Consider the following 25714-nt stretch of genomic DNA (forward strand, 5'->3'; position numbering starts at 1 on the left):
CTGGTGTAGATCGGATACTAGGGCCCCGTCCGATGGCCACCCCCACCAACCATCTGATGACCGCTTTCACCCCGACAATGGGCCGCCACCCGCGCTGGACGTTCGCCGACGGGCTGACCCTGGTCGGCCGCGAGCTGGGCCGGCTGCGGCAGGACCCCGAAGAACTCGTCGCCGCGCTGGTCTTCCCTGCCATCATGGTGGTGCTGTTCGGGTACGTCTTCGGCAGCGCGATCCAGGTGCCGGGCGGGCCGAGAATCCGGATCTCTGGGACCATGGGGACAGGACGGTTGAAGATCCGCCACGCGCGGCGCTAGGCTAGGAACCGGCTTCTCACCGTTGGGCTTTCCGCCTCGCCAACCAGCTTCACCCGGGTCCCGATGACGCGGGGAAGGTGGAAGTCGCTCATCACATCCTGGAAAAGGGTGTTCTGTGATGGTGGCGACGCGTGTCGACCCTTCTGGTCTCTTCCGAGCCCTCGGGGATCTACCGGGGACCGTGCTCTGGCGTTAGTGCCGTTCTGGCATCAGTGGCCCGTGTCACCACCCAGCAGACGGTTGCCCTCAGGGAGGTCTCCGGAATGCCGGAAATCAAATCCATCGAACAACCGGTCACGCGGCGTCCGTGGCTGGTTCTCGCGATCATGTGCATCGGCTTCTTCATGTCGTTGCTCGACGGATCCATCGTCAACGTCGCCATCCCCACACTGATCCATGGCCTCACCGCCTCCTACGACCAGGTGCTGTGGGTCATCGACGGTTACCTCCTCGTCTTCTCGGTACTGCTGATCACCACCGGGCGGCTGGGGGACATCTTCGGATACCGCCGGGTGTACGTGATCGGCATCATCACCTTCACCATCGCCTCGGCGCTGTGCGGGCTGGCCGACTCATCGTCCCAGTTGCCGGCCGCCCGGCTGCTGCAGGGACTGGGCGGAGCGCTGCTGTTCCCGCAGGTCATCTCGTCGATCCTGACGATCTTCCCGCCGCACCTGCGCGGCCGCGCGTTCGGCCTGTTCGGGTCGATCGTCGGCTTCGCCCCGATCGTCGGGCCGGTCGTCGGCGGCTTCCTGCTCGCCCACCTCAGCTGGCGCTGGATCTTCTTCATCAACGTCCCGATCGGGATCATCACCGCCGTACTGGCGCTGACCTTCACGCCGCCCATGCGCGCGGGCCGTCGGCACCGGCTCGACCTGGTCGGTGTCGCGCTGGCCACCGCCGGGCTGAGCGGCATCGTGTTCGGCCTGATCGAGGGAGAACGCTACGACTGGGGCACCATCACCGGGCCGATCAGCATCACTTCGGTCATCGTCGCGGGCGTCGCGCTGCTGGTGGTGTTCGTCCTGTGGCAGCACCGGCAACCCGACGAGCCCCTGATGCCGCTGGCCCTGTTCCGCGCGCGCAACTTCGCGGTCGGCAACTGGGTCGGGTTCGTCTTCCAGCTCGGCATGATCGGCATCATGTTCGTACTGGTGCTGTACCTGCAGACGGCGCGCGGGTATTCGGCGCTGGAGACCGGCCTTGTGGTGCTGCCGAGCGCCGTGCTCACCGCGGTCGGCTCGGCGTACGCCGGGCGGCTGTCGGACAGGTTCGGTGGCAAGTACATTCTGACGTCCGGCCTGATGTTGTTGGCCGTCGGCCTGCTGGTGCTGGTCGCCATGGCCGGCCCCACCAGCAGCGCGTGGAGCCTGCTGCCCGGTTTGACCATCATCGGGATCGCCAGCGGCGCCACATTCGTACCACTGCTGCAGGTCACCATGGATGGTGTCGAGCCCCGATTGGCCGGAGCCGCCTCCGGCGTATCGAGCACCATCCGGCAGATCGGTGGCGTCCTCGGCACCGCCGTGCTGGGCGTCCTGCTGTCTGGCCGCCTCTCCTCGGCCCTGCGCAGCGAGGCCGAACAGCGCGCCGGTCAGCTGCCGGAGAGTCTGCGCGCCCGGTTCATCGACGACAGCACCGCCGCCGCGCACAACTACAGTCCGCCCACACCGCCCGGCGGCCTGAGCCCCGCCACGACCAACCTGTACGAACGCGTCACCGCCGACACGTTCGCCACCGGTTTCGTCCACGCCATGCAGACCACCCTCGTGACGTGCGCCGTGGTCCTGGTGGTCGCCGTCCTGTTCTGTTTCCTGTTCAGCCCGCACAAGAAGCCGACGACCGAGCCCGCTCGACAGTTGACCTAGCGCTCGTTCGGGCATATATATCGAGAGGTAAACATATGTAGTGGACCCGATATCAGGCGGGAGCACCCCCAGTGGCGCGTACTCAGGATCAGCGGCGAGCCGAGACCCGGGCCCGGCTGATCGACGCGGCCGCTGACCTGTTCGCCCGCAAGGGGTTCCACGCGGTGTCCGCCGAGGCGGTGGCCGATGCGGCCGATCGCACGACCGGCGCGCTGTACAACCACTTCGGCGGCAAGGAAGGGCTGCTGCTCGCGCTGCTTGAGGTGTGGAAGGACCAGGCCGCGGCCGAGTTGCTCGCCGGGTTCGAGGAGATCACCGAGCTCGACGACCGGCTGGCCGCCCTGTTCGAAGCGCTGACCCGTAAGGACGAGGATCGCGGTGCGTCATGGCTCCTGCTTGAGCTGGAGCTGTGGCTGCACGGCGCGCGCGATCCCGTCATCGCCGAGCCACTGGCCAGGCGTTACGCCGACATCCGTGCCCGGCTCGCCGGCGGGCTGTCCGACTGGGCCGAGACGGCGGGCGTGCCGCTTCGCCGATCGCCGGAGCGGACGGCCACGGCCGTGCTCGGAGTGCTGATCGGCTGCGCGGTCCAGCATCGGCTCGATCCCGCCGCGGTCGAGGAGCGGGCCGTCGTGGAGAGCCTGCGCGACCTGCTCGGACTGCCCGACCCCTGAGTCCTTCGACGTCCCGGGCTCCGGGCCGTCCCGACCGCTCGACCTGCTCGACCTGCTCGACTCCTAGATTCTCGCGCCGAAAGGGAGCCCATGCGGATCAACCTGCTCGAAGAAACGTGGGAACGCGAAGTTCCGCACGACCAGTTCGCCTACCTGCGCCGGAACGCGCCCGTTCACTGGCACGACGTCCCCGACGACACCGGCTTCTGGGCCGTCACGAAATATACGGACATCAAGGCGATCAGCCGGGACGTACAGACCTGGTCGACCGAGATCGGGACCGCGTTCATCCGTACCCAGACGCCGGAGTTCATCGAGATCGCCAGCATGATGCTGCTGAACATGGACCCGCCCAAGCAGACCCGCTATCGCCGGCTGGTGAGCGCGGGCTTCACGCCCAGGACGATCGCCCGGCTCCGGGGCACCATCCAACGGCGCGCCGAGAAGATCGCGGAAGGCGTGCGGGAGCGGGACGGCGAGGTCGAGTTCGTGACCGACGTGGCCGAATACCTGCCGCTGCAGATGATCTGCGACCTCATCGGCGTCCCCGAGGAGGACCACCACCTGATCTTCGAGTGGTCGAACCGCATGGTCGGCTTCCAGGATCCCGACTTCCGCACGACGCCGGAGGACGGCGAGATCGCCGGGGCCGAGATCTTCTCCTACTGCGACGGCCTGGTCGACGACCGCCGCCGCAACCCGCGTGACGACATTCTCACCGCGCTGGTGGAGGGGGAGGTCGACGGCGACAGGCTGACCAGGGAAGAGATCGACTCCTTCTTCGTGATCCTCTGCGTCGCCGGGAACGAGACGACCCGCAACCTCATCGCCCACGCCATGAACGCCCTCATCCAGCACCCGGACAGCTACCGCGACCTGGCGGCCGGCCTCGATGACGAGGGCCTGTGGCGCAGCGCCACCGAGGAGTTCCTGCGCTGGGGTTCCTCGATCCACAACTTCCGGCGCACGGCCACGCGCGACACCGAGCTCCGCGGCCAGAAGATCGCCGAGGGGGAGAAGGTGGTGACGTTCTACATGTCCGGCAACCATGACGAGGACGTCTTCGCCGACCCGTACACCTTCGACATCCGCCGCAGCCCCAACGACCACATGACGTTCGGCGGCGGCGGCCCGCACTTCTGCCTGGGCGCCAACCTGGCCCGGCTACAGATCAACTGCATGATCAGGGAACTGCTGCGCCGCTTCCCCGAGGCGGAGCACGCGGGGCCGGTCAAGCGGATGCGATCCGATTTCATCAACGGCATTAAACGGATGCCGGTGCGCTTCTCCATGTCCGACTGAAAAGGCCCCACTCGGATCCGCGCAATCAGCCGCAAAGTAACGCTGTGTGACTGCTGCTGTCCGATTTGACCATGGACTTCGCCACTAGCTCGCTGCAAAGTTGCATGGAGTGATGCATCGATTCCGTCCATCACAACAACCCCACCCCGAGGTGCGGCTACGACGGGTAGCCCCCGATCATTGACACGACTGGCGGTCGGCATCGAGTGACCTGGCCGCGGACTTCGGGAAGATCACAAAGCGCTTGGAGGTGCAGCGATGGACACGCGCGCGTATTTGAAGGCCGTTGTCGAGCAGACAAGCACGTTCGCCGATTGGGTGGACGGCAGGGATGCGGCGGCCCCGGTGCCGACATGTCCGAAGTGGACGCTGGCCGATCTTGTCGACCATGTCGGCGGGACACAGCGCATGGTGGCCATGCTCGTGGGCGAGCAGATGACCGAGCCGAGCAGGGCGTACGCCGGCTACGTTCCGGGTCCGACCGATTCGGGCCAGTGGCGCGCCTGGCTGAGCGACGGCGCGGCCGAGGCGAGACAGGCGTTCGCATCGGTCGCCGATGACACCCCAGTGTGGGATCCGGCGGGCGGCGCCGCAGGCGTGCCGTTCTGGTCACGTCGGCTGTTCGGCGAGGCTTGCTTGCATCGCGCGGACGCGGCTGCGGCGCTCGGCATGCGGTACGAGTTGGCGCCGGAGCTTGCCGTTGCGGCCCTTGAGGACTGGCTGGACACATTGACTTCCCGCGGCTATTGGGAGAACAAGCCGGGCTTCGCCGATGCGATGCGCGGGGGCGGTCAGACTCTGCATTTCCACGCAACCGACGCGCCTGGGGAGTGGGTGGCACGCCGGGAACCGGACATGGTCGTGCTGGAGCGCACGCACACCAAGGCGGACGTCGTGGTACGCGGCCCAGCCGTCGAGCTCCTGCTCGTGATCAGCAGGCGTCGCCCACTGGATGCGGCTCCGACGCTGGAATTGCAGGGAGATCGGGCGCTGCTCGACCACTGGATCGAACACATGGACTGGGTCACCAACGGCTGACCAAGGGTGCGGAGCCTGTGGTCAGTGGCCGCCGAGGGCGTGCCAGATGAGGGCCGCGGTCCGCTCCGGCCAGTGGGGCGGTGGGGTGGGGTCGGCCAGCGCCCGGCCGTACCAGCTGCCCGTGCACATGGTGACGGCGATCTCCAGGTCGGCATCGGCGTCGATGAGATCGCTCCGCTGTGCCGACTGGAGGATGGCGAGGATGCGGCGGCGCCGCGGCGCGACCACACGGGCGCGGTAATGGGCGAGCACCTCCGGTTCGGTGGTGTCCTGCAGCATGGTGCCGACGAGCGAGAGCCGGCCCGGCCGGGACACGCCGCGCTGGAAGTCGGCCAGCTCGGCGACCAGCGCGGCATAGGGATCCAGCGGCGGGTTCGCCTGCTTCTCTTCGGTCATGCTCGCCACCGCGGCGGCGGCGAGCTCGGCCTTGCCCGGCCATCTGCGATACAGGGCCGGGCGGCTGGTGCCCGCCTCCTGGGCGACGGCGGCCAGCGACATGCGCTCATAGCCGTACACGGCCAGATGGCGCCGGGCGACGGCCAGGATCCGGTCGTCGATGGTGGCGTCCCGCGTTCGCCCGGTCTTTCCCGTCATGATCCCGCCACCTATTCCATTACAATGCTGTAATGTAACGAAAGTATCTCTCGCCTCACTCTATAAAGGGGCCTCCATCGTGGTCATCGAGTACATCCGATATACGGTTCCAGTCGGCCGAGCCGACGAGTTCGAGCAGGCGTACAAGACGGCGTCGAGCGTGCTTGACGCCGACCCGCACTGCCTGGCTTACGAGATCGCCCGAGGCGTCGAGGAGCCCGAGCACTACACGGTGCGGATCCAATGGGACTCCGTCGAAGGACATGAGCAGGGTTTCCGCCGCAGCCCCGGGTTCGGTGAGTTCTTCGCCGCCGTGAAGCCCTTCTTCTCCGACATCGACGAGATGAAGCACTATGACGTCCGCTTCGGGTCGCGATGAACACGGCTGAGTTACTGGCACGGGCCCGCCTGCTCAACCGAGATCTTGCGCCGGGTGAACCGCTGGCCGAAACGGTGATCCGGCCGCTGACCGCTGCGCTCGCCGAAGCCGAAGCCGAAACCGAAACCGAAGCCGAAACCAAAGCCGCAACCGACGCCGGCGCTGGTGCCAACGCCAGTGCCAGTGCCAGTGCCGAACCCGAGGTCACGGAGGACGGCGCCCCTGCGGAGCGCCTGTGGGAGCTGGCCAAAGACGCCACACGGCTGCGTGCCAGGTCTGGCGCGCAGCAAGGCTTGATCGAGGCCACGGCCGCGTTGCAGCACCTGGCCTGCTTGTTCGCCGAGGACACTGCCTCCTTGACCAAGCGGATCGCCGAACTGGCCGACATCCAAGGCGACCTGGAATCACGCGTCGACGTCGCGGACGACGGCCCCTATCTGGCCACCAACGTCTCGAGGGTCACGAACTGGCTGGGCGAGCCCATCCAGACGTTCCCGCAGATGGCGCTGTGCCGATGCGGCCGGTCCGCCACCAAACCGCTGTGCGACGGCAGCCACGCCCGCATCGGGTTCAGCGGCGCCAAGGACCCGGCCAGGGTGCCCGACCAGCTCGACACCTACGAAGGCGTGCAGGTCGCCGTCCAGGACAACCGCGGTGTATGCGCCCACTCCGGACTGTGCACCGATCGACTGCCCACGGTGTTCCGGGTGGGCGAGGAACCGTTCGTGGCACCCAGCGGCGGCCGGGCCGACGAGATCGTCCGGGCCGTACGCGCCTGCCCATCCGGTGCGCTCCGCGCCACGATCGACGGTCACCAGGTTCCTGGCCCGCGGCGCGAACCCGCTATCGAGGTGTCCAAGGACGGCCCCTACCGAATCACCGGCGGCATCCCGCTCGGCGGCGACGCCTCCCGGGAGCACTACAGCCTGTGCCGATGCGGCCACTCACGGAACAAGCCGCTCTGCAGTGGCACGCACTACTACGTCGGCTTCGCCGATCCGCCGCTGTCGGAGGACCCCACGCTCTTCGAGTGGGCCGGCGGCCTGCCCGTGTTGAAGCGGATGACGCACATCTTCAACGAGAAGTACGTCCCGCAGGACGACCTCCTCGGCCCGTTGTTCGCCCGGATGTCGCCGGACCATCCGGAACGCGTCGCCGCGTGGCTCGCCGAGACGTTCGGCGGCCCCAAGCTCTACACCGAGCAGTACGGCGGCTACGACCACATGGTCGCCGAGCACGCCGGCAAGGCGCTGACCGAACAATGGCGAGCCCGATGGGCGCAGCTCATCAGCCAGGCCGCCGACGACGCCGGGCTGCCCACCGACCCGGAGTTCCGGGCGGCGTTCGCCGGCTACATCGAATGGGGCTCCAGGATCGCGCTGGAGAACTCTCAGCCCGGCGCGACACCACCACCGCACATGCCGGTGCCCCAATGGTGGTGGGTGTGCGAGGCCAAGCCCGGCTCCCGCGTCTCCGCCCTGGCACCACCCGCGCGACGAGCGCAGGTGCGGCTTCCGGCGGCTGGTGAGCCGGTCGGTTTCGCCGACCACATCAAGCCGCTGTTCCGGGAAGTGGACCGCAAATCGATGAGCTTCGCCTTCGACCTGTGGTCGCAGGAGGACGTCGCCCAGCACGCCGACGCGATCCTGCACCGGCTCCGCCAGGGCACCATGCCGTGCGATGGCGCCTGGTCCGCCGAGCAGCTCGACCTCTTCGCCCGATGGATCACCGAAGGAACCGCACCGTAAGCCACAAGCCGTACAGCGAACCCGGCCTGATCGACCGGATCCTCCTCGACGGAACGGAGCAATCCCGCCATGATCGTCATCACCGGGGCCACGGGCACCGTCGGCACACCGCTGGTGCGGGGCCTGCTGGAACGGGGCGTGCCCACGCGTGCCATATCGCGCACCACGGCGCGTCCACCGGCCTCCCCTGAACCGGGCATCCAGTGGGTCACCGCCGACCTGGACGACATCTCGACGCTGGTCGCCGCGTACGCGGACGCCGACGTGGTGTTCCTGGTCACGCCGGTGCATCCGCGGATGGCGCGGTTCGCCCGCAATGTGATCGAGGCCGTGCTCAGAGGCGGGAACCGAACGCGGATCGTGCTCCTGGTCGCGGCCGGGCTCGACCAGAACGTGCAAGGGGTCCGCTTCCTGAACGCGCACGCCGAAGGGCTGGCCGCGCTGAAAGCCAGCGAACTGCCCTATACGGTGCTGGCACCCAACGGCTTCTTCCAGAACCTGCTCACCATGGCGGGCGCGATCCGCGCCGGGACACTCGCGGCTCCCGTCGGCGAGGCCGCGATCTCGTTCGTGGACGCCCGTGACGTCGCCGACGTGGCCACGCACGTACTGACCACCGACGGGCACGACCACGCGACCTACACGCTCACCGGGCCACGATCTCTCACGCACGCCGAGATCGCCGAGCAGCTCGGCGCGGTGGTGGGCTCGGACGTCCGCTACTCGGCGCTGTCACCGGAACAGGCCCGCGACCAGCTGACCGCCGCCGGACTGGATCCCTGGCGGGTGGACGGCCTGATCGAGCTCTACGGCTTCTACGCGACCGGTCACGCCGCCGCCGTCAGCGACGACATCGAGCGTCTCCTCGGCCGCGCGCCGCGCTCACTCGCCGAGTTCGCCAGCGACCACCGCCAGGCGTTCTCGGCAAGCACACACTCCGGGTGAAAGAAATCGGCCCGTCGTCAAGGAGGCTGTCTCCACGTACACGCGAGCGTGTTGAGCCTGGTCAGTGAGATCTTCGTCGGCTGCCGGACCTTTTGCGGAATCGGAGACGTGCCCGGTTGTGATCCGGTTCGCGCGGCGACCCCGGCGGCCGCCCCAAGGCGATCGACCAGGACATGGTGCCCTTCGCCCCGGCGGTCGCCTCGCTGTATCGCGCCGACGCCGACGCACCTGCCGATCAATAGCCCCCTAAGGGCGTGAACCGTGCCAGGAGCTCCACAACGCCTCATAGACCCCACTGGCCGCAACCAGCTCATCATGCGCGCCTACCTCCACCACGCGCCCGCCCTCCATCACCACCACCCGATCCGCATCCCGCGCCGTATGCAGCCGATGCGCGATCGCGATCACCGTACGTCCATCCAGCGCCGCCGCCAGCGACCGTTCGGCGCGCCGGGCCGTACGCGGATCGAGCATGGCGGTGGCCTCGTCGAGGATGACCGTGTGCGGGTCGGCCAGGATGACCCGGGCCAGGGCGAGCTGCTGCATACGGTCGGGGCCGAGTTCGGTCCCGGCCGAGTGCGAACCGAGCTCGTCGTCCAGCGAGGCGACCCAGTCGGCGCCGACCGCCACCAGGGCCTTCTCCAAGTGGTTGTCGTCGGCCGTGGGGTCGGCCAGGCGGAGGTTGTCGCGGACGGTGCCGAGGAACAGATGCTGCTCCTGGGTGACCAGCACGACGTGCTCGCGGAGCTGGGCGGGGGGCAGGTCGGCGACGGGGACCGAGCCGACGGTGACCATGCCGAGGCGAGGGCGGTCGATGCCGGCCAGCAGCTTGCCAAGCGTGGACTTGCCGGCTCCCGAAGGGCCGACGATGGCCAGGCGCTCGCCGGGCCGTACGGTCAGGTCCACTTCGGTGACGACGTCGTCGGTGGATTCGTAGGCGAAGTGCACGCCGGTTGCCACGATGTGGTCGTCCCGGGGTTGCGGGGCGGCCACAGCGGTCTGCGTCGCCGGGGTCTGGAGGCCTTCGATCCGGGCGAAGGAGGCGCCGCTGCTTTGCAGCTGTTCCATCCAGATGAGAATGGTTTCGATGGGCTGCTGAAGCTGGCGAAGGTAGAGCACGCACGAGACCACGGCGCCGAGGGTGACCTGGCCGCTGTCCAGCAGTACTCCGCCCAGCAGCAGGACCAGGACCGGAGGAAGGAGTGCGGAGACTTCGACCGACGGCCAGAGGACACCGCGCAGGAAGAGGGTTCTGAGCTGGGCGACCCGGCTGCGCTCGATCACCCGCTCGGCGGCGCGGGTACGCCGGTCCTGGAGGCCGAGGGCTTCGATGGCGCGGGCGCCGGCGGCGTTGGCGGCCAGGTGTTCGGCCAGTTCTGAGCGGGCGGCGCCCTCCTCCAGGTAGGCGGCGCGGGCGCGGCGCAGGTACCAGTGGGAGGCGGCGGCGATGCCGGCGAGCGCGAGCAGGCCGCAGGCTCCCAGCAGCGGGTCGACCAGGAAGACGGCCGCGACGAGGAAGAACGCCTGCAGGGTGGAGATCAGTACGGCGGGGGCGGCGTCGCGCAGGGTGCGCCCGACCTCGCCAACGTCTGTGGTGCCGCGGGCGGTCAGGTCTCCGGTGCGGATGTGCTCGACCGTGGCGGCGGGCAGGGCGAGCAAGCGGTCGAGGAGCTCCTGGCGGATGTGTTCCTGGGTGCGCTCGCTGAAGCGGGTGCCGATCTTCTCGGCGTATCGGGACAGGATGAGCTGCAGCAGCGCCCCGCCCACGGCGATCGCGGCAAGGAGGTCGATCGTGCCGCCGGCGGAGATGGTGTCGATGATGCGGCCCAGCAGCCACGGGCTGACCAGGGCCGCGGCCGCCGCCAGGCCGTTGAGGAGGAGGGTGGCGGTGAAACCGGGGACGTCGCGGCGGATCAGGCGCAGGGCCGCCTGCCGTACGTGCTTGCGGTCGGCGACGGGGAGGTCGCGGATCATGAGACCACCGTCCGGTACGCGTCGCTGGATTCCAGCAGATCGCGGTGGGTGCCCGTCGCGGCCACCTGGCCGTCCTCGATCAGGACGACCTGGTCCGCCTGGGCGAGCAGCAGCGGCGACGTGGTGACGACGACCGTCGTACGGCCGGCGCGCGCCGTACGAAGACGCTGCGCGAGCAGGGATTCGGTGTGCGCGTCCAGCGCCGACGTGGGCTCCACCGCCAGCAGCACCTCGGGATCGGCCACCAGCGCCCTGGCCAGGCGTACCCGCTGGCGCTGGCCGCCCGACAGGTTGCGGCCACCGGGCTCGATCATGGAGTCCAGCCCGTGGCGCAGCCCGGCGACCACGTCCTGGGCGGCGGCGACGGTGATGGCGCGACGGATGGTCTCGTCGTCGGCCGCGCCGCGGCCTTGCAGGACCTCGCGCAGCGTGCCGGCGAACAGCGCGGCGTCGTGGTCGGCGATCAACGAGGTGCCGTCGAACCCACCGAGGCTCTCCAGCAGCGCCACGCTCTCCTCGGGGCGGGCGCTGACCAGCCCCACAAGGCTTCCCGGCGTGACCTCCAGCCCGGGGGAGCGGGGCCGGTCGCCGGGCCGCAGCGCGAGGAAGCGGGTGACCTGCCGGGCGGAGACCAGGCCGTGGCTGATCTGGAAGCTGCCCTCGATGAAGAAGGACACCGGAACCACTAGCATGGCGATATAGCCGTAGACGCCGACCAGCTCGCCCATCGTGATCGTGCCTGCTGCGGCCAGCCTGGCACCCAGCCAGGTCACTGCGGCCAGGAACAGCGCGGGCAGCCCGGTGCCCAGCGCGCCGATCCAGCTCGTAAGCGACGCCACCCGGTAACCCTGCTCGCGCAGGTGCGCCGAGTCGGCGAGGTAACGCTCGGCGTAGGCGTCCTTGCCGCCGAACGCGTTGAGCACCCGCAGCCCCTCGATCAGGTCCACCAGCCGGGTGGTCAGCCTGCCTTGGCTCTCGCGGTAGCCGTTCTGCACCTTCATCAGCCGCCCGAGCAGCGGCCCGAGCACGATCGCCAGCACCGGCACGCCGAGCAGCACCATCACGGCCAGCACCACGGAGACCTGCAGCAGCAGTGCCGCCACCACCCCGTAGCTGATCACCGCGCCCACCCCGGGACCTGTCACCGTCAGCGACGCGGCGATCGTGATGACGTCGCCGATGCCGATCGTCACGACCTCACCCGCCGAGGTGCGCTTGTTCAGGTCCGCGCCGAGAGTGTTGATCTGCTCCACCAGGGCGCGCACCGTACGTACATTGGCGTCCATCCGGATCTTGGTCATCGTGCGGTGCCGCATCATCCCCAGCCAGGCGTTGGCGAGGCCGGCGCCGAGCAGCGCCAGCACCCAGCCGGGCGCCAGGTTGTCGTCGATCGCCCTGGACAGCAGGTACGGCGGGAGCGTGAGGCCCACCATCCACAGGGTGCCCAGCGTCGCGCCCAGCGTGACCCGACCCTTCTGCGCCCAGGCCAGCCAGCACAGATACCGGGCCGCCGCTTTCATGGCGATCACGCTAGACCATGGCTTTACCTTCCCTGCCGAAGGGGCTACTCGTAGCGGCCGACCCAGGTGACCGGCCCCGACTCTTTAGGCCGGATCCAGGCGGGACCGGGAAGTATCGGACAACAAGGCCGATTCGGCGAGTCGGCCCAGCAGTTCACGGAGGAGTGCGTACTCTCCGGCCGTCAGCTCTGTGGAGTCCTGGTCCACCAGCGCGCGCAGCGTCAGTGCCGCACCGGCCCGCGTCACCGCATCATCTGGTCGGACCGCGCCCGGGTGGAGGACTGCGGCTAATGCCGCTTCGCGGACACGGTCGGACAGTCCCATGTCGCGGTCGTCGTCGGGTCGAGTGATCAGGCTCAGGGTGATCCCGATGTTCGCGGCCAGGATCTGGTCGGCTGCGTCGTCGGCCGGGACTCTCAGCAGTCCCCGGCGGGCGGCCACGGTCAGCAGGTCGCGCAGCATGGCGTGTGCGGGGGCCGTGATGGCGCAGGGCTTGCCGGGCTGGATCTGGCCGTACAGCAGCGCGTAGAAGGTGGGGTGGTCCAGCCCGAACTGTACGTGTCGGTCCCAGCCCTGACGAATGTCGTCCACCGGATCGCTGGAAGCCTGCGGCGGCTGGACGTATTGGGTGAACCCGTGGTCGAGCACGGCGTCGATCAAGCCCTGCTTGCTCCCGAAGTGATGGTAGAGCGTGGGCGCCTGAACCCCCGCGCGCTCGCAGACGGCACGGGTGGACAGCGTGCGATCGCCGGAGCTGTCCAGCAGTTCGGCGGCGGCCAGCAGGAGTCGATCGCGAGCGCTGCCACCCTGTCCCCACTTACTCATGCCGCTATAGTACCTTATGTAGCGCTATATAGATTGCTGTAGCGAATGTAGCGCTGATGTCACCTCAAGGAGAGCTCATGAACCTCGCCGTTCCCGGCGTTGTCGCCCGATACTTCGAGGCCGATCGCCGCCGCGACCCGGACGCCGTCATCGCCCTTTTCACCGATGACGCCGTGGTCACCGACGAAGGCCGGACCCGGCGCGGGGCCGCGGAGATCCGGTCCTGGCTTCGAGGCCCCGCCTCGCAGTATCAGTACACGACCGAGGTGCTCGGCGCCGAGGCCATCGGCGCGGACACCGTGCTGGTCACCGGCCGCCTGGAGGGCAACTTCCCGGGCGGTACCGCGGACCTGAAGTGGCGCTTCACCCTCGCCGACGACCGGATCCGCCAGCTGGAGATCGCGCCATGAGAGGAAATCCGATGAAGACCTGGTACATCACTGGCGGCACCCCTGGTGGTTTCGGCATGGCGTACGCGAACGCCGCGCTGGAGAGTGGCGACCGCGTCGTGCTGACCACGCGCCGGCCGGCGGAACTGCGCGACTGGGCCGCCTGCCATCCGGAACGGGCGCTCGTTCTGCCGGTCGACGTCACCGACACCCGGCAGGTCCGGCAGAGCGTGGCCGAGGCCGAGAGCCGCTTCGGCGGCATCGACGTCCTGGTCAACAACGCTGGCCGCGGATGGTACGGCTCGGTCGCCGGCCTGGTCGGAGTGCCCGGCTCGGCTTCTATGCCGCCGCCAAGTTCGCGATCGAGGGGCTGACGGAGGTCCTGCGTCAGGAGGTAGCACCGTTCGGGATCAAGGTACTGGCGGTGGAGCCCGGCGCATTCCGTACCCGGGCCTACGGCGGGTTCGCCGACGAGCTGGTCGACGAGCCCATCACGGACTACCAGCCGATGCTCGCGGCGGTGCGCGCCGCCATGATCGCCGAACTTCGTGGCCAGCAGGCCGTCGCACGCGGCGCGGACTCCCCCCGGAGCACCGAAGCGGACCGCGTCCCGCTGGTCGGCGGATCCCGCACAAGCCATGTTTCATCCGCAATTCATCGGAATCAGTGGAGAGGCGTCGATTGCTAAGTGGGGAGTTCCCCATTTAGTCTGGCCGGCATGACACTGAACGCCGACGATCGCGCGGCCATCACAGAGTTGATCTCCCTGCACGGGCACCTGTTCGACGACGGCGAGCTCGATCGGCTGGACGAGCTGTTCACCCCCGACGTCGTCTACGACGCCACCGACTACGGCGGCGGATCGCTGGAGGGAGTGGCGGCGATCCGGGACGCCGCGCTCACCCTGGGCGCGCGAAACCCCGTGGGCCATCACGTGACCAACGTCGTGCTCACCGAACTCGCCGACGGCAGGGTCCGCGCCCGGTCCAAGGGGATCGCCATCATGGCGGGCGGCACCTGCGGAAGCGCGACCTACGACGACGTCATCTCGTACGGCGATCGGGGCTGGCGGATCAGCCACCGCAAGATCATCGCGCGGCGAGCGCCCCTCGGGGGTCTCGGTAGCAGTGACGGCCCACGTGAAGCTTGTCCGGGCTGACCGCCTCGGCCGCCGTACTGTGACAAGGTGACCGTGCCTGCCGATCAGATCTCCACCGCTCTGGCGCCGTTCGTGGCGACCCTGGCTACGTACGATCTTGGGCCTGGCTCGGGCGGCGTTCATCGCGGGCTTCCCTCATCCACGGTGTCGATCACGATCCCCGAGGAGAACCCGCTGGAGATCGCCTGGATCGGGCGGCCCGGCTCGCGCAGACGGCTCCGGGCCGTGGTGGCCGGGCTCCATCTGAGCGCGGCCGAGCTGCGGCAAGAGGGGTGCACGCGCGGTGTGTGGTTGACGCTCAGCCCACTGGGTGCCCGCGCGCTGCTGGGGCTTCCCTCGTCGGCACTGGCTGGGGACATCGCTGATCTCGCTGACGTCGTCCCGGCGATGGCGGACCTGCCAGAGCGCTTGGCGGCCTGCCGGTCCTGGCCGCAACGCCGCGCCCTCGTCGAACGCTCGCTGCTCACCGGCCTGGCCCGGCACGGCGAACACGCCAACAGCCGCGAGTTGCGGGCCACGCTCGCGGTGCTGTCCGGAACCACCCGGGTGCAGGAGGCCGCCCAGCTGCTCGGGCGCTCCCGGCGGCACCTGAGCAGTACGATGCGCGCCGAGTTCGGGGTGACGCCGAAGGAGTACCAACGGCTCGTCCGCTTCGAGGCCGCCCGTGGCCGGCTCGTGGCCGCCGCCCGTGGGGGAGGGGCCGCTCTGGCGGCGGTGGCCGCCGCGTCGGGATTCGCCGATCAGGCGCACCTCACCCGGGAGTGGCGGGCCATGGCCGGATGTACGCCCACCGAGTGGCTACGCGCCGAAGGCCTGGCCGTACGGGGTTCGCCGGCCCGCGACCGGCCATCGGGCGAGGAGCGTGCGTTCAGGTGACGACCCATTTCGTGCCCATATCTTCAAGACCCCCACCACCGCCCGACCTCACCATGGGTAAATGACGCCAGATATCCGCATTTCCCCTCGCCTCATCGTGCCCGACCCGGACCGTGCGTCGGCGTTCTACCAGGACGCCCTCGGCGCCGAGCAAGTGTTCCGCGCTCCACTGAGCGACGATGGACGACCCGCCGTCGTCGACCACCGCATCGGTGATTCGTCCTTCCGAGTCTCGCCGGCCGTCTCATCATGGGGCTGGCACTCACCACGTGATCTCGGCGGCTCCGCGGTACTCCTCGAGATCGAGGTCGGCGACCCGGACGCGGTCGGCGAACGCATGATCGCCCACGGCGCCGAGGTGATCGTGCCGATCGAGAACCGACCCTATGGCAAGCGCTCGGGCCGCATCCGTGACCCATTCGGCCACCTGTGGATCATCACCGGCGAGCTTCGCTGAGCCGACCGGGGATCGGTGGGCGCCGGAGGTCAGGGCATTCGTGCCCAGAAGTAACCTGAAAACCGCTCTCAAGGCCCGCGACCGCATCGCGATCACCGCGCTCCGCTCCGCCCTGGCGGCGATCGAGAACGCCGAAGCCGTCCCAGTCGACCCCCCGTCGCCCGGCGCCCCGAAGCACGAAGTCACCCAGAACGAACACTTCGCCGGATCGGCCGCCGGCCTGGGCGCCGCCGACGTGGAACGTCGCCTCCTCACCGAGGCCGATCTGCTGTCGATCGTCGAGAAGGAAGTACGGGAGCGCTCGGACGCCGCGCGGGAGTACGAGCGGCTGGGCCGCGACGACCTCGCCGAGCGGCTCCGCGCGGAGGCCGAGGTACTGAGCCGGCACCTGAAGCCATGACACCTACGCATTCCTCGGCCATGATGGCCACCAGCACTGCCTGATATACGAAGAGTCCCTCTCTCATCACGTTGGGTGACGGTAGATTTCCCGTGTGGCGAACGCAGCGGATTCTCGTGAGGCCGAGTTCGGAGCCGAGCCGCGGCGGCGGGTCGAGACGGGCCGTTCGCGGTCCCGGCCCGCGGCCGGCTGCCCCTATCCGGGGCTGACGTCCTTCCGCACCGGGGACGCGCGCTTGTTCTTCGGCCGCGAGCGGGCCGTGGCCGATCTGGTGGCCCTGCTCGCCGACCCCGACACGGCAGGCCATCCGGCGATCGTGATCGGCCCGTCGGGAGTGGGCAAGTCCTCGCTGCTGCGCGCCGGTCTGGCCCCGGCCGTGCTGCGGGGCGCGCTCCCCGGCCGCCGGCCCGGCCGGCCGAGCGTGGCCTACCTGACGCCGACCGCCCAGCCGATGCGCGAGCTGGGCGGCGTCGACTCGCGCACGCTGGTGATCGTCGACCAGTTCGAGGAGCTGTTCACGCTCTGCGGGGACGAGGCCGCCCGGCAGGCGTTCATCGCCGAGCTGTGCCATCGGGCGGCGGCCGGCCTCGCGGTGGTCCTGGGCGTACGCGCCGATTTCTACGGCCAGTGCGTGGCCCACCCGCCGCTGCTGGCGGCGCTGCGGGCGCGTTGCCTGCCGCTCGGGCCGATGGCGGCCGGGCAGTTGCGGCAGGCGATCAGCGAGCCGGCCGCCGTGGCGCAGCTGGACATCGAAGCCGGCCTGGTCGAGCTGCTGCTGCGCGACGTGGGCGCCCGGACCAGCGGCGCCTGCGACGCCGGGGCGCTGCCCCTGCTGTCCCATGCCCTGCGGGCGACCTGGCAGAAGCGGACCGGCAGCCTGCTCACCGTCGCGGGATACGAGCGTACCGGCGGCATCCGGGGGGCGATCGAGGTCACGGCGGAGCAGGCGTACGCGGAGCTCGACCCGGCGCAGCAGCAGGTGGCCCGGCACATGCTGCTGCGCCTGATCCAGGTCGGCGACGGGACGGCCGACACCCGCCGCCGGATCGCCCGCCAGGCACTGACCGACGACGGGGACGAGACCGTCCTGGAGGCGTTCATCCGGGCCCGGTTGCTGACGGCCAACACCGCATGGGTGGAGATCAGCCACGAGGTCCTGTTCGATGCCTGGCCCCGGCTGAAAGGCTGGATCGACGCCGACCGGGCGGGGCTGCGGATCAGGCGGCAGCTCGCCGACGCCGCCGAGGCGTGGGAACGTGCGGGCCGCGACGACGGCCTGCTGATGCGCGGTCCCCAGCTGACCATGCTGCGCGAATGGGCCGACGCGGCACTCGCCGTCGCCCTCACCCCCGCCGAGTGCGACTTCCTGGCCGCCAGCCGGCAATGCCGCGAGGCCGAGCAGGTGGAGACGCTGAGGCGTAACCGCCGGCTACGTCGCCTGGTCCGCTGCCTCGGCATCACGCTGGCGCTGACCGCGGTCGGCACGGTGGTGGCGGTCAGGCAGGCGGCGGAGGCGCACCGGCAGGAACGCAGCTCCCTGGCCGGGCGGCTGTCCGTCGAGGCGGCCCGGCTGGCCGGCCACCGGCCGGAGGTGTCGGCGCTGCTCGCCGCGGCGGCCGTCGAACAGGACCGTACTCCGCAGTCGCTCGGCGCGCTGATGAGCACGCAGGCAGAAGGGTTCGCCGGCCGCCTGGCCGGGCACGGGGCGGCGCTGTGGGGAGCGTCCTTCAGCGCCGACGGCTCGACGCTCGCCACCGTCGACCATGGTGGCCGCGCCCTGCTGTGGGACGCCCGCCGCCGGACCGTGACCCATACGCTGGAAGACCTCTCCGCCCGCCTCACCGCCATCGCCGTCAGCCCGGACGGGCGCCTGGTCGCCGGGGCGGGAGACGACAAGCGGCTGCGGATGTGGGACGCCGGGACCGGCAAGAGGCTGGCGACGCGCGAGCTGCCGGGCGGCACGGCGATGGGCGGCCTCTCCTTCGATCAGAAGGGCTCGATCCTGGCCGTGGCCGGGACCGGTGTCGTGCTGTGGCGGGCGAGCGACCTGCGGGCGCTGCCGGCTCCACCGTGGGGGTCCGATGCGATCGAAGGTGCCGCGTTCAGCCCCGATGGCACGCTGCTGGCCGCCGCCGGCCACGACGGGAAGCTGCGGCTCTGGCGCACCGACGGCGGGAGCGGGCCGCCTGCCCTCCAAACGGGCGCGCACGCGTTGCACGACGTCGCCTTCAGCCCGGACGGCACGCGGCTGGCCGCCGCCGGTGACGACGGTTCCGTACGACTCTGGCGTACCTCCGACTGGCACCCGTCGGGCGTGCTCACCGGGCATCGCGGCGCTGTGTGGGATCTCGACTTCCGCGGCGACGGCCAGCTGCTCGCCACGGCGGGTGAGGACCAGCGGATCCTGCTGTGGGACGTGGCGGCCGGCCGCCGGCTGGCCGAGCTGAGCGGCCACAGCGGCGCCGTGCACGCGGTCGCCTTCCCCCGCAGCGGAACGCTGCTGGTCAGCGCCGCCGCCGACACGACCGGGGCCATCTGGGACACCGCGGGCTGGGAGATCCGCGGCTGTCCCGAGCCGGAGACGGTCGCGGCGGCATGGGGACCCTGGGGGCTGGTGACGGGTGGCGTCGACGGCGTCGTACGCTCCGGCGGACCCGCCGCCGCGACCGGGCAGTGCGAGCAGCTGTCCCTGCCGTACTCACGCGTCCGCGCTCTGGCCAGGGGCGGGAAGGACGGAGACCTGCTGGTGGCCGGCGGTGACAGGGGACGGATTAGGGTCTGGAGTCTCCGGCGCCGTACCGAGCTCTACCGGCTCGACTCCGGAGCCGGAGACCAGCACGGTGTCGCCGTCGACCCCGAAGGCGACCTCGTGGCCGGCGGCTATGGCAACGAGATCCTGGTGTGGCACATCACCGCGGGTCAAGCCAGCAGAGTGGACAAGTGGACGGCGAGCGGGACGGTGGGCACACTCGCGTTCGACCCGGGCGTGGAGACGCTGACGACCGGCGAGGACCGGGCCGTCTATGTGCGGCGGCTCGGCGATCCCGCCTCGCGGCGGCTCCTCATGGTCGCCACCGCGCCGATCACGGCGCTCGCCTACAGCGCGGACGGCACCATGCTGGCGATCGGCTCCGAGGACGGCACGGTGCGGCTCTGGCAGGTCCAGGGGCATCGCGAGCTGTTCGCCCTGTCCACCCGCCAGGGCTCCATCCGGGCGCTGGGCTTCGCCGCCGGCCATGGCCGCCTGGCCGTCACCGGAGCGCTCGGCACGGTGCGCTGGTGGGATCTGGACGAAGGGGCGTCGCTGCGTCATGCCTGCGACATCGCCTCCGTGCCCCAGCCGCAGGAGTGGGCGCGGCTCGTACCGAACATGAACCCCCTGCCGCCCTGCGCCTTCAGCTCCTCACGTGCTCCGGTATCAGCGCCACGCGCGTCGCCAGGGCGCCTCATCGGCGCGGCCGGGCACCCCGTCGTGGCCGGTCCGGGGCCGACCAGTGGGCCGGGCGCGTGAGTGCGGACGGCAGCGTGGTGGCGCTGTCGCCTCTGGCCGCGTTGAGCTGCGGCTGGGTGAGGAAGATGCTGCCCGTGAGGTCGGCCCCGGCGAGCTCGGCGCCTCGGAGGTCGGCGCCGATCAGGTCGGCCAGCCGCAGGTCGGCGCCTCGGAGGTCGGCGCCGATGAGGTAGGCCCCGCGCAGGTCGGCGCCTCGGAGGTCGGCGCCCTTGAGCTTGGCGCCGATGAGGTCGGCGCCCCTGCGGTTCTTCCGGCGCGGGGTCTCGCCCCGGACCAGCTCGCTCGTACGCAGCAGCAGGGTGTTGACGCTCTGCCGGTGCGCGGGCACGTCAACGAGCAGGAGGGCGTCGGCGTCGGCACGGCTGAGCCGCCCGGTCTCGTCGAGCGCGGCGCGGAGATCGTCGTGGAGCTCGCGGGCCGGGTCGAAGGTCAGCGCCTCGGTGAGGTACCACAGCAACTCGTGGAGCTGGCGCACCACCGGGAACACCGCGAACATCCGCGTCGCCGTCTCCGGAGCCCGCCGCCAGTCCTGCCCGGCGAAGGTGACCTGGGAGACCTTCTGCCCCGCGCCGAAGCAGTCATAGACCGTGCAGCCCGGAAAGCCGCGCTCCCTGAGGTCGCGGTGGATGCCGCAGCGGAAGTCCGCCTCCAGATTGGGGCACGGCCGTCCGGCGTCCTTGTCGATCGCGAAGTCGGCCGAGGCGGCGAAGGGCAGCGCCACGCAGCACAGCCCGAAGCAGCTCTCGCAGTCGGCCTTCAGGGATTCGGACAAGAGCAGAGGTCTCCTTCTGGGGCACCGAGTCTCCGAACATTACCCCAGCTCCGCAGCCGAGAATCCGGGAGCGCGTCACACTCCGGGGCCCGGCACCGCTCTTAGCTCGGAAACCGCTCGACATCGATGGGACATCTCATGATCTTAGTAACCGGAGCCACCGGCCTCGTCGCACGCCCTCTGATCGAGCTGCTCGTCGCGGAGGGCGCCAGGGTCCGCGCCGTCAGCCGTTCGCCGCAGACCGCCGGGTTGCCCGACGGGGTGGAGGCCGTGGCGCGACCGGGCGTCTTCGACGGTGTCAGCGCGCTGTTCCTCCACCCGCGCGCCGTGGCCCGCGGCGCCGTCGAACTGCTGGATCTGGCCCGGCGGCACGGGGTGCGGCGGGTGGTCGCGCTGTCGGCGAGCAACGTCGACGACGACCTGGCGGAGCAGCCGTCCCACTCCAGAGGCGACAGGAACAAGGAGGCCGAGCAGGCCTCCGTCGACAGCGGTCTGGAGTGGGTGAGCGTCTTCGGTTCTCTGTGTTTACCTAAGTAAAACGGACATCGGCGTAGCCTCGTCGCATGCCGCCCGAGGCCGGGAAGCGATCCGGTGGAAGCCGAAGCCGCGTCCGCCCGGGAGCCGGGTGGACCGTGACTGAGAACCGCGTTGTCAGGGCCTGACTCCGCACTCCTGGAGGAAGTGCGCCTCTTGGGCCACCGCCCCGCCGGACACTGTCCCGTTGATGCGGACACCAACGAGGGCGGGGACCGAGCGCCAGTCAGGCACCCGGCCGTGACAGAAAATTACCTCACGATTACCATCCGTCGCAACTTCCCGCAGGCGTTCGTCGAGACGCTGATGGCCATGTACGCCAGGGGAGTCAGGCAGCCCGCACGGGTCACTGGGGAGGTGGAGCGCGTGCTCGGCCGTCCGGCGCGGACCTTCGCCGAGTGGGTTGCCGATCATGCCGCCGAGTTCGGGGGGTGAGCGCTCCTTAGGGCTGGCGAGTTCACGACAAGTCGGGATCTGGCCACACCTTTCGCATGGACAACGCCAGATCATGACCACTAGGAATTCGGTAGCTTCACTTACCGATTCGCTGGAGGTCGTCAATGCTGCGTGGGCTGCGTGGGCGAAGGGCGGTGGCCACCGTCGCGGCGGTGCTGGCCGTCTCCGCGCTGTCGGTGCCCGGTTCCCGGGCCGGCGCCGAGGTGGCGGACTCCGGGCTCGCGCTGGGTAGGGCCGGCGGGCTCGCGGTGGGTACGGCCGGCGGGGAGATCACGCTCATCACCGGCGACCAGGTGCACCTACGCGCCGTCGACGGCGGGCACCAGGCGGTGACCATCACCCCGGCCCCGCGCGCGGACGGCTCCGTACCGAACTTCCAGGTGCTGGAGGCGGACGGACAGCTGAGCGTCATCCCCGACGACGTCGCCGCCCTGGTCCCGCAGCGTCTCGACGCGGCGCTGTTCGACGTCTCGGAGCTGGCCGAGGACGGGTACGACGCCGCGATCCCGCTCATCCTCACCTATGACGGCAACACCACCAAGTCCGCCATCCCGGCCGTCAAGCAGCTCCGCACGCTGGAGAGCATCGGCGGCGCCGGGGTGTCGATCGCCACCCACGACGCGGCCCGTTTCGGCGCCGCGCTGGCCGGGCTCGCCGCCGGAACCGCAGCCCGCGCGGCGAGCCCCTTGGCCGGGGTGTCGAAGATCTGGCTCGACCGCAAGGTGGAGCCGGTGCTGGAGAACAGCGTGCCCCAGATCGGCGCGCCCGAGGCGTGGGCGGCCGGCTTCGACGGCACGGGCACGACCGTGGCCGTGCTCGACACCGGCATCGACGCCACCCATGCCGACCTGGCCGGGAAGGTGACCGACCAGCGCGACTTCACCGGCGAGAGCGTGACCGGCGACCCCAACGGCCACGGCACCCACGTGGCGAGCACCATCGCGGGCTCCGGCGCCGCCTCGGACGGCCGCCGCAAGGGCGTGGCGCCCGGGGTCGGGCTGCTGAACGGCCGGGTTCTGGGCGGCGACGGCAAGGGCCAGCTCTCCTGGATCATCGACGGCATGGAGTGGGCGGCGGGGGAGAAGCACGCACAGGTCGTCAACATGAGCCTGGGCAGCCGCGTCGCGGGCGGGCCGCTCTCCTCGGCCGTGTCGCGGCTGTCCCAGCAGTACGGCACGTTGTTCGTGGTGGCGGCGGGCAACGACGGCTGCGACGGCTGCGTCGGAGCCCCCGGCGACTCCGCCGACGCGCTGACCGTCGGCGCGGTCGACCGCGCCGACCAACTGGCCGCCTTCTCCAGCCGGGGCCCGATCGCCGTGGACGGCTCGGTCAAGCCCGACGTCACCGCGCCGGGCGTGGAGATCACCGCCGCCAAGGCGGGCGGCGGCTACGTCACGATGTCGGGCACCTCGATGGCCAGCCCGCACGTCGCGGGCGCCGCGGCGCTGCTACGGCAGGCCCGGCCCGGCATCACCGGGCCCGAGCTGAAGTCCTTGCTGATGGAGAGCGCCAAACCCATGCCGGGCACACCCGCCGACACGCGTGGCACCGGCCGGATCGACGTCGGCGCGGCGCTGAAGGGCGCCGTCGTCGCCTCGGCTGGTTCGGTGAACTTCGGCGGCCTCGTGGAAGGCGCCGACAAGAGCGTCACGATGACGTACCGCAACCTCGGCAAGGAGCCCGTCGAGCTGGAGCTGAAGGCCGGCGGCCCGTTCACCGCCGAACCCGGCGAGGTGACCGTGCCCGCCGCCGGGCAGGCCCAGGTGAAGGTGACCCTCAAGGGCGCGCCGTCCGGCCGGCTGCGGGAGGAGCTGTCGGCGAGCGTTCCCGGCGGCGCCACCGTACGGACCCTGCTGACCGCGAGCGTCGAGCAGCGGCGCGTCGAGCTGCGGGTGCGCGGGGTGGCCAGGGACGGCCGCAACGCGCGCGGCGGGTTCACGGTGCTGAACCTGGACGAGGGCACGCTGGTCGGGCGCGTCCTGCCCGGCGACCCGGCCCAGCCGTGCACCGAGCAGAAGTCCGGCACCGGCACCTGCCTGCTGGTCAAGCCCGGCACCTACTCCGTGCTCGGCCACATCTTCACCATGCCCGCCACCCAGGACAGCACGGCGACGGGCAAGCCGCTGAACGAGAGCCTCGTCGGCGACCCCGAGATGAAGATCACCGGGGACACCGAGGTCGTGCTCGACGCCCGCAAGGCCGTCGAGGTCGAGATCCGCACCCCCGACCACAAGACCAAGCGGAACATGGGCGCCGCGGCGCAGCTCGCCTGGTACCGCGCCGGCGAGAAGGGGACGGCGCTGCGCGGCGGCACCAACATCTCGCCCGGCGGGCAGGTCGAGGAACGGCTGTTCATCCAGCCGACCAGGAAGGTCACCAAGGGCACCTTCACCGTCGCCACCCGCTGGCGGCTGGAGGCACCTGCAATCACCCTGACGAGTCCGGGCCTCGACCTGAACCCCCAGTACTACGACCCGGTCTCCTTCAGCGACTACGCCACCGAATACCCGAAACTGGATGGCACCGCGCTGCTCCCGGCGGTCGACGCCGGACGTGGCACCGCCGAGGAGATCAAGGCCCGCGACCTGCGCGGCAAGCTGGCGGTCATCCGCCGTACCGACGGCGTGCCCGTCGCGGCCCAGTCCAACGCGGCCGCGGCCGCGGGAGCCAGAATGGTGGCGATCTACAGCGACCACCCGGGGGCCGACATCACCTCGGGCGGCACCGGCGTCAAGCTCACGGTCCCGACCGTCCGGCTGACGCGGGAGGAGGGCCTGAGGCTGGTCGAGCGGCTGCGGCGGCTGCCCGTGCCCGTCCTGGCCAAGGGGATCGTGGCCAGCCCTTATGCGTACGACCTGTACCTGCGCGAGAAGGGCCGGGTGCCGGACTCGCTGCGGTACGTGGTGCGCGACCGGTCGCTGGCCAGGATCGAGTCGGGCTATCACAGTCAGCTCGCGGACGACGTGACGGTGAACGAGGCACGGTTCGTGTTCGAGCCGTGGGACACCTCGTCGATCTCCACGAACCGGCCGCTGGCCAAGACGCCGCGTACCCAGGTCCAGTACTTCACTCCCGACCCCGACCTGCGCTGGAGCGCCTCGGCGGGCAGTCCCGAGCGGCACTACAACACGATGTGGCCGCACGTGGACACTCCGCGCGTCGCTCTGTCGTCGCCGGAGTTCCGCAGCTACGAGGCGGGGGAGCGGGTGGAGCACACCTGGTTCAAGCAGCCGCTGCTGCCGGGCGTCAACCCGCGCAACCCGCTGCGCAGGGAGGGCGACAAGCTGCGCATCTCCATGCAGGGCTTCGTCGACGCGAGCGGCAACTACGGCGACACCTACACCAGCACGTTCGAGCACGGCATGAAAACCGATTTCCGCCTCTACCAGGGCGACTCACTGCTCCAGCAGACCAACTACCTGCCTTCGGGCAGCGTGCTCCTGCCGGTGGAGAAGTCCACATATCGGATCGAGTACGACGTGCGCAACGAAGCCACCTGGGCGAAGCTGTCGACGCGGTCCCGGTCGGTGTGGACGTTCAGTTCGGAGCATGTGGACGCGGGGGTCGCCACAGTGATCCCGCTGATCCTGGCCGGGATCGACGCGCCCGTCGACCTGAAGAACCAGGCCCGTTCGGCCAAGCTCGGCGTGTCCCTCCATCGTCAGGAGGGGGCGGCGCGGAGCGCGCTGAAGGAGGTGTCCCTGGAGGTGTCCCTGGAGGTGTCCTACGACGACGGCGTCACGTGGCGGCCGACCCGCCTGCGCGCGAAGGGCGGCACGGACTCCTACGAGGCCACGCTGGACCGGCGCCCCGGGGGCTTCGTCTCGCTGCGGCTCAAGGCCGCCGACGTCGAAGGCAACACCTTCTCCCAGGAGGTCATCCGCGCTTACGCGGCACGGTGACACACTGACCCGCCGGGTGGATGGGCCATCCCCCTCCGGTCCCATCCGCCCGGCGACAACTTGACTGCCAGGTCCAC

At 70.3% G+C, this 25714-nt stretch carries 24 protein-coding genes; 19 read left to right on the plus strand and 5 right to left on the minus strand.

Annotation, left to right across the window (positions count from 1 at the left end; all coding sequences use genetic code 11):
• The first annotated feature begins 56 nt into the window (after positions 1–56).
• The 5 genes from AB0H88_RS15760 (at position 57) to AB0H88_RS15780 (ending at position 5196) form a co-directional block, all read left to right on the plus strand.
• Positions 57–314, plus strand: coding sequence for a hypothetical protein (locus AB0H88_RS15760; RefSeq protein ID WP_357644840.1), 258 nt, complete (start codon positions 57–59; stop codon positions 312–314).
• Between the two features lie 263 nt (positions 315–577).
• Positions 578–2182 (plus strand): DHA2 family efflux MFS transporter permease subunit, encoded by a 1605-nt coding sequence (locus AB0H88_RS15765; protein ID WP_357644842.1) that lies wholly within the window; start codon positions 578–580, stop codon positions 2180–2182.
• 71 nt (positions 2183–2253) lie between these two features.
• Complete coding sequence (locus AB0H88_RS15770) at positions 2254–2856, plus strand: helix-turn-helix domain-containing protein (protein ID WP_357644844.1); 603 nt, start codon at positions 2254–2256, stop codon at positions 2854–2856.
• A gap of 90 nt (positions 2857–2946) precedes the next feature.
• The gene (locus tag AB0H88_RS15775) at positions 2947–4158 is read left to right on the plus strand and encodes a cytochrome P450 (RefSeq protein ID WP_357644846.1); all 1212 of its coding nucleotides are present in this window, start codon (positions 2947–2949) and stop codon (positions 4156–4158) included.
• A 258-nt stretch (positions 4159–4416) separates the two neighbouring features.
• Positions 4417–5196 carry a maleylpyruvate isomerase family mycothiol-dependent enzyme gene (locus tag AB0H88_RS15780; protein ID WP_357644848.1) on the plus strand — a complete coding sequence of 260 codons (780 nt, stop codon included), beginning with the start codon at positions 4417–4419 and terminating at the stop codon, positions 5194–5196.
• 21 nt (positions 5197–5217) lie between these two features.
• Here AB0H88_RS15780 and AB0H88_RS15785 read toward each other — a convergent pair whose 3' ends face one another.
• Complete coding sequence (locus AB0H88_RS15785) at positions 5218–5790, minus strand: TetR/AcrR family transcriptional regulator (protein WP_357644850.1); 573 nt, start codon at positions 5788–5790, stop codon at positions 5218–5220.
• A 79-nt stretch (positions 5791–5869) separates the two neighbouring features.
• On the opposite strand from AB0H88_RS15785, the gene AB0H88_RS15790 reads away from it, so the two are divergent.
• The 3 genes from AB0H88_RS15790 to AB0H88_RS15800 all read left to right on the plus strand — a co-directional run bounded on the left by AB0H88_RS15790 (position 5870) and on the right by AB0H88_RS15800 (position 8862).
• Complete coding sequence (locus AB0H88_RS15790; protein WP_357644852.1) at positions 5870–6169, plus strand: antibiotic biosynthesis monooxygenase family protein; 300 nt, start codon at positions 5870–5872, stop codon at positions 6167–6169.
• The gene (locus AB0H88_RS15795; protein ID WP_357644854.1) at positions 6166–7917 is read left to right on the plus strand and encodes a CDGSH iron-sulfur domain-containing protein; all 1752 of its coding nucleotides are present in this window, start codon (positions 6166–6168) and stop codon (positions 7915–7917) included. Before AB0H88_RS15790 ends, AB0H88_RS15795 begins: the two co-directional genes overlap by 4 nt.
• 69 nt (positions 7918–7986) lie before the next feature.
• Positions 7987–8862: an SDR family oxidoreductase gene (locus AB0H88_RS15800; RefSeq protein ID WP_357644856.1), complete on the plus strand. Its 876-nt coding sequence runs from the start codon at positions 7987–7989 to the stop codon at positions 8860–8862.
• Positions 8863–9108: 246 nt separating this feature from the next.
• Here AB0H88_RS15800 and AB0H88_RS15805 read toward each other — a convergent pair whose 3' ends face one another.
• From AB0H88_RS15805 to AB0H88_RS15815, 3 genes are all read right to left on the minus strand, one after another.
• The gene (locus tag AB0H88_RS15805; RefSeq protein WP_357644858.1) at positions 9109–10836 is read right to left on the minus strand and encodes an ABC transporter ATP-binding protein; all 1728 of its coding nucleotides are present in this window, start codon (positions 10834–10836) and stop codon (positions 9109–9111) included.
• The gene (locus AB0H88_RS15810; RefSeq protein ID WP_357644860.1) at positions 10833–12356 is read right to left on the minus strand and encodes an ABC transporter ATP-binding protein; all 1524 of its coding nucleotides are present in this window, start codon (positions 12354–12356) and stop codon (positions 10833–10835) included. The genes AB0H88_RS15805 and AB0H88_RS15810 overlap by 4 nt, the downstream gene beginning before the upstream one ends.
• 84 nt (positions 12357–12440) lie before the next feature.
• A complete protein-coding gene (locus AB0H88_RS15815; protein ID WP_357644862.1) occupies positions 12441–13181 on the minus strand; it encodes a TetR/AcrR family transcriptional regulator in 741 nt (246 codons plus the stop codon).
• Positions 13182–13258: 77 nt separating this feature from the next.
• Here AB0H88_RS15815 and AB0H88_RS15820 point away from each other — a divergent pair, with 77 nt between their 5' ends.
• From AB0H88_RS15820 to AB0H88_RS15855, 8 genes are all read left to right on the plus strand, one after another.
• Positions 13259–13591: a nuclear transport factor 2 family protein gene (locus AB0H88_RS15820; protein ID WP_357644864.1), complete on the plus strand. Its 333-nt coding sequence runs from the start codon at positions 13259–13261 to the stop codon at positions 13589–13591.
• Between the two features lie 11 nt (positions 13592–13602).
• Positions 13603–13944 (plus strand): SDR family NAD(P)-dependent oxidoreductase, encoded by a 342-nt coding sequence (locus AB0H88_RS15825; RefSeq protein ID WP_357644866.1) that lies wholly within the window; start codon positions 13603–13605, stop codon positions 13942–13944.
• Positions 13863–14258: an SDR family NAD(P)-dependent oxidoreductase gene (locus AB0H88_RS15830; RefSeq protein WP_357644868.1), complete on the plus strand. Its 396-nt coding sequence runs from the start codon at positions 13863–13865 to the stop codon at positions 14256–14258. Before AB0H88_RS15825 ends, AB0H88_RS15830 begins: the two co-directional genes overlap by 82 nt.
• A 30-nt stretch (positions 14259–14288) precedes the next feature.
• Positions 14289–14729, plus strand: coding sequence for a nuclear transport factor 2 family protein (locus AB0H88_RS15835; RefSeq protein ID WP_357644870.1), 441 nt, complete (start codon positions 14289–14291; stop codon positions 14727–14729).
• Between the two features lie 27 nt (positions 14730–14756).
• Positions 14757–15605 carry a helix-turn-helix domain-containing protein gene (locus AB0H88_RS15840; RefSeq protein ID WP_357644872.1) on the plus strand — a complete coding sequence of 283 codons (849 nt, stop codon included), beginning with the start codon at positions 14757–14759 and terminating at the stop codon, positions 15603–15605.
• A gap of 97 nt (positions 15606–15702) precedes the next feature.
• Positions 15703–16062: a VOC family protein gene (locus AB0H88_RS15845; protein ID WP_357644874.1), complete on the plus strand. Its 360-nt coding sequence runs from the start codon at positions 15703–15705 to the stop codon at positions 16060–16062.
• A 40-nt stretch (positions 16063–16102) separates the two neighbouring features.
• Complete coding sequence (locus AB0H88_RS15850; RefSeq protein WP_357644876.1) at positions 16103–16462, plus strand: GatB/YqeY domain-containing protein; 360 nt, start codon at positions 16103–16105, stop codon at positions 16460–16462.
• Between the two features lie 94 nt (positions 16463–16556).
• Positions 16557–19973, plus strand: coding sequence for a hypothetical protein (locus AB0H88_RS15855; RefSeq protein ID WP_357644878.1), 3417 nt, complete (start codon positions 16557–16559; stop codon positions 19971–19973).
• On the opposite strand, the gene AB0H88_RS15860 is transcribed toward AB0H88_RS15855, so the two are convergent.
• A complete protein-coding gene (locus AB0H88_RS15860; RefSeq protein ID WP_357644880.1) occupies positions 19909–20745 on the minus strand; it encodes a pentapeptide repeat-containing protein in 837 nt (278 codons plus the stop codon). The genes AB0H88_RS15855 and AB0H88_RS15860 overlap by 65 nt on opposite strands.
• A 138-nt stretch (positions 20746–20883) precedes the next feature.
• Here AB0H88_RS15860 and AB0H88_RS15865 point away from each other — a divergent pair, with 138 nt between their 5' ends.
• The 3 genes from AB0H88_RS15865 (at position 20884) to AB0H88_RS15875 (ending at position 25637) form a co-directional block, all read left to right on the plus strand.
• Entirely contained in the window at positions 20884–21282 is a 399-nt protein-coding gene (locus AB0H88_RS15865; protein WP_357644881.1) for an NAD(P)H-binding protein, read from the plus strand.
• A gap of 237 nt (positions 21283–21519) precedes the next feature.
• On the plus strand, positions 21520–21714 hold the full coding sequence (locus AB0H88_RS15870; protein ID WP_357644883.1) for a hypothetical protein: 195 nt from the start codon (positions 21520–21522) through the stop codon (positions 21712–21714).
• A gap of 125 nt (positions 21715–21839) precedes the next feature.
• A complete protein-coding gene (locus AB0H88_RS15875) occupies positions 21840–25637 on the plus strand; it encodes a S8 family serine peptidase (RefSeq protein ID WP_357644885.1) in 3798 nt (1265 codons plus the stop codon).
• Positions 25638–25714: the final 77 nt, after the last annotated feature.

It is taken from the genome of Nonomuraea sp. NPDC050680 (assembly GCF_040654555.1).
GTDB lineage: Bacteria > Actinomycetota > Actinomycetes > Streptosporangiales > Streptosporangiaceae > Nonomuraea.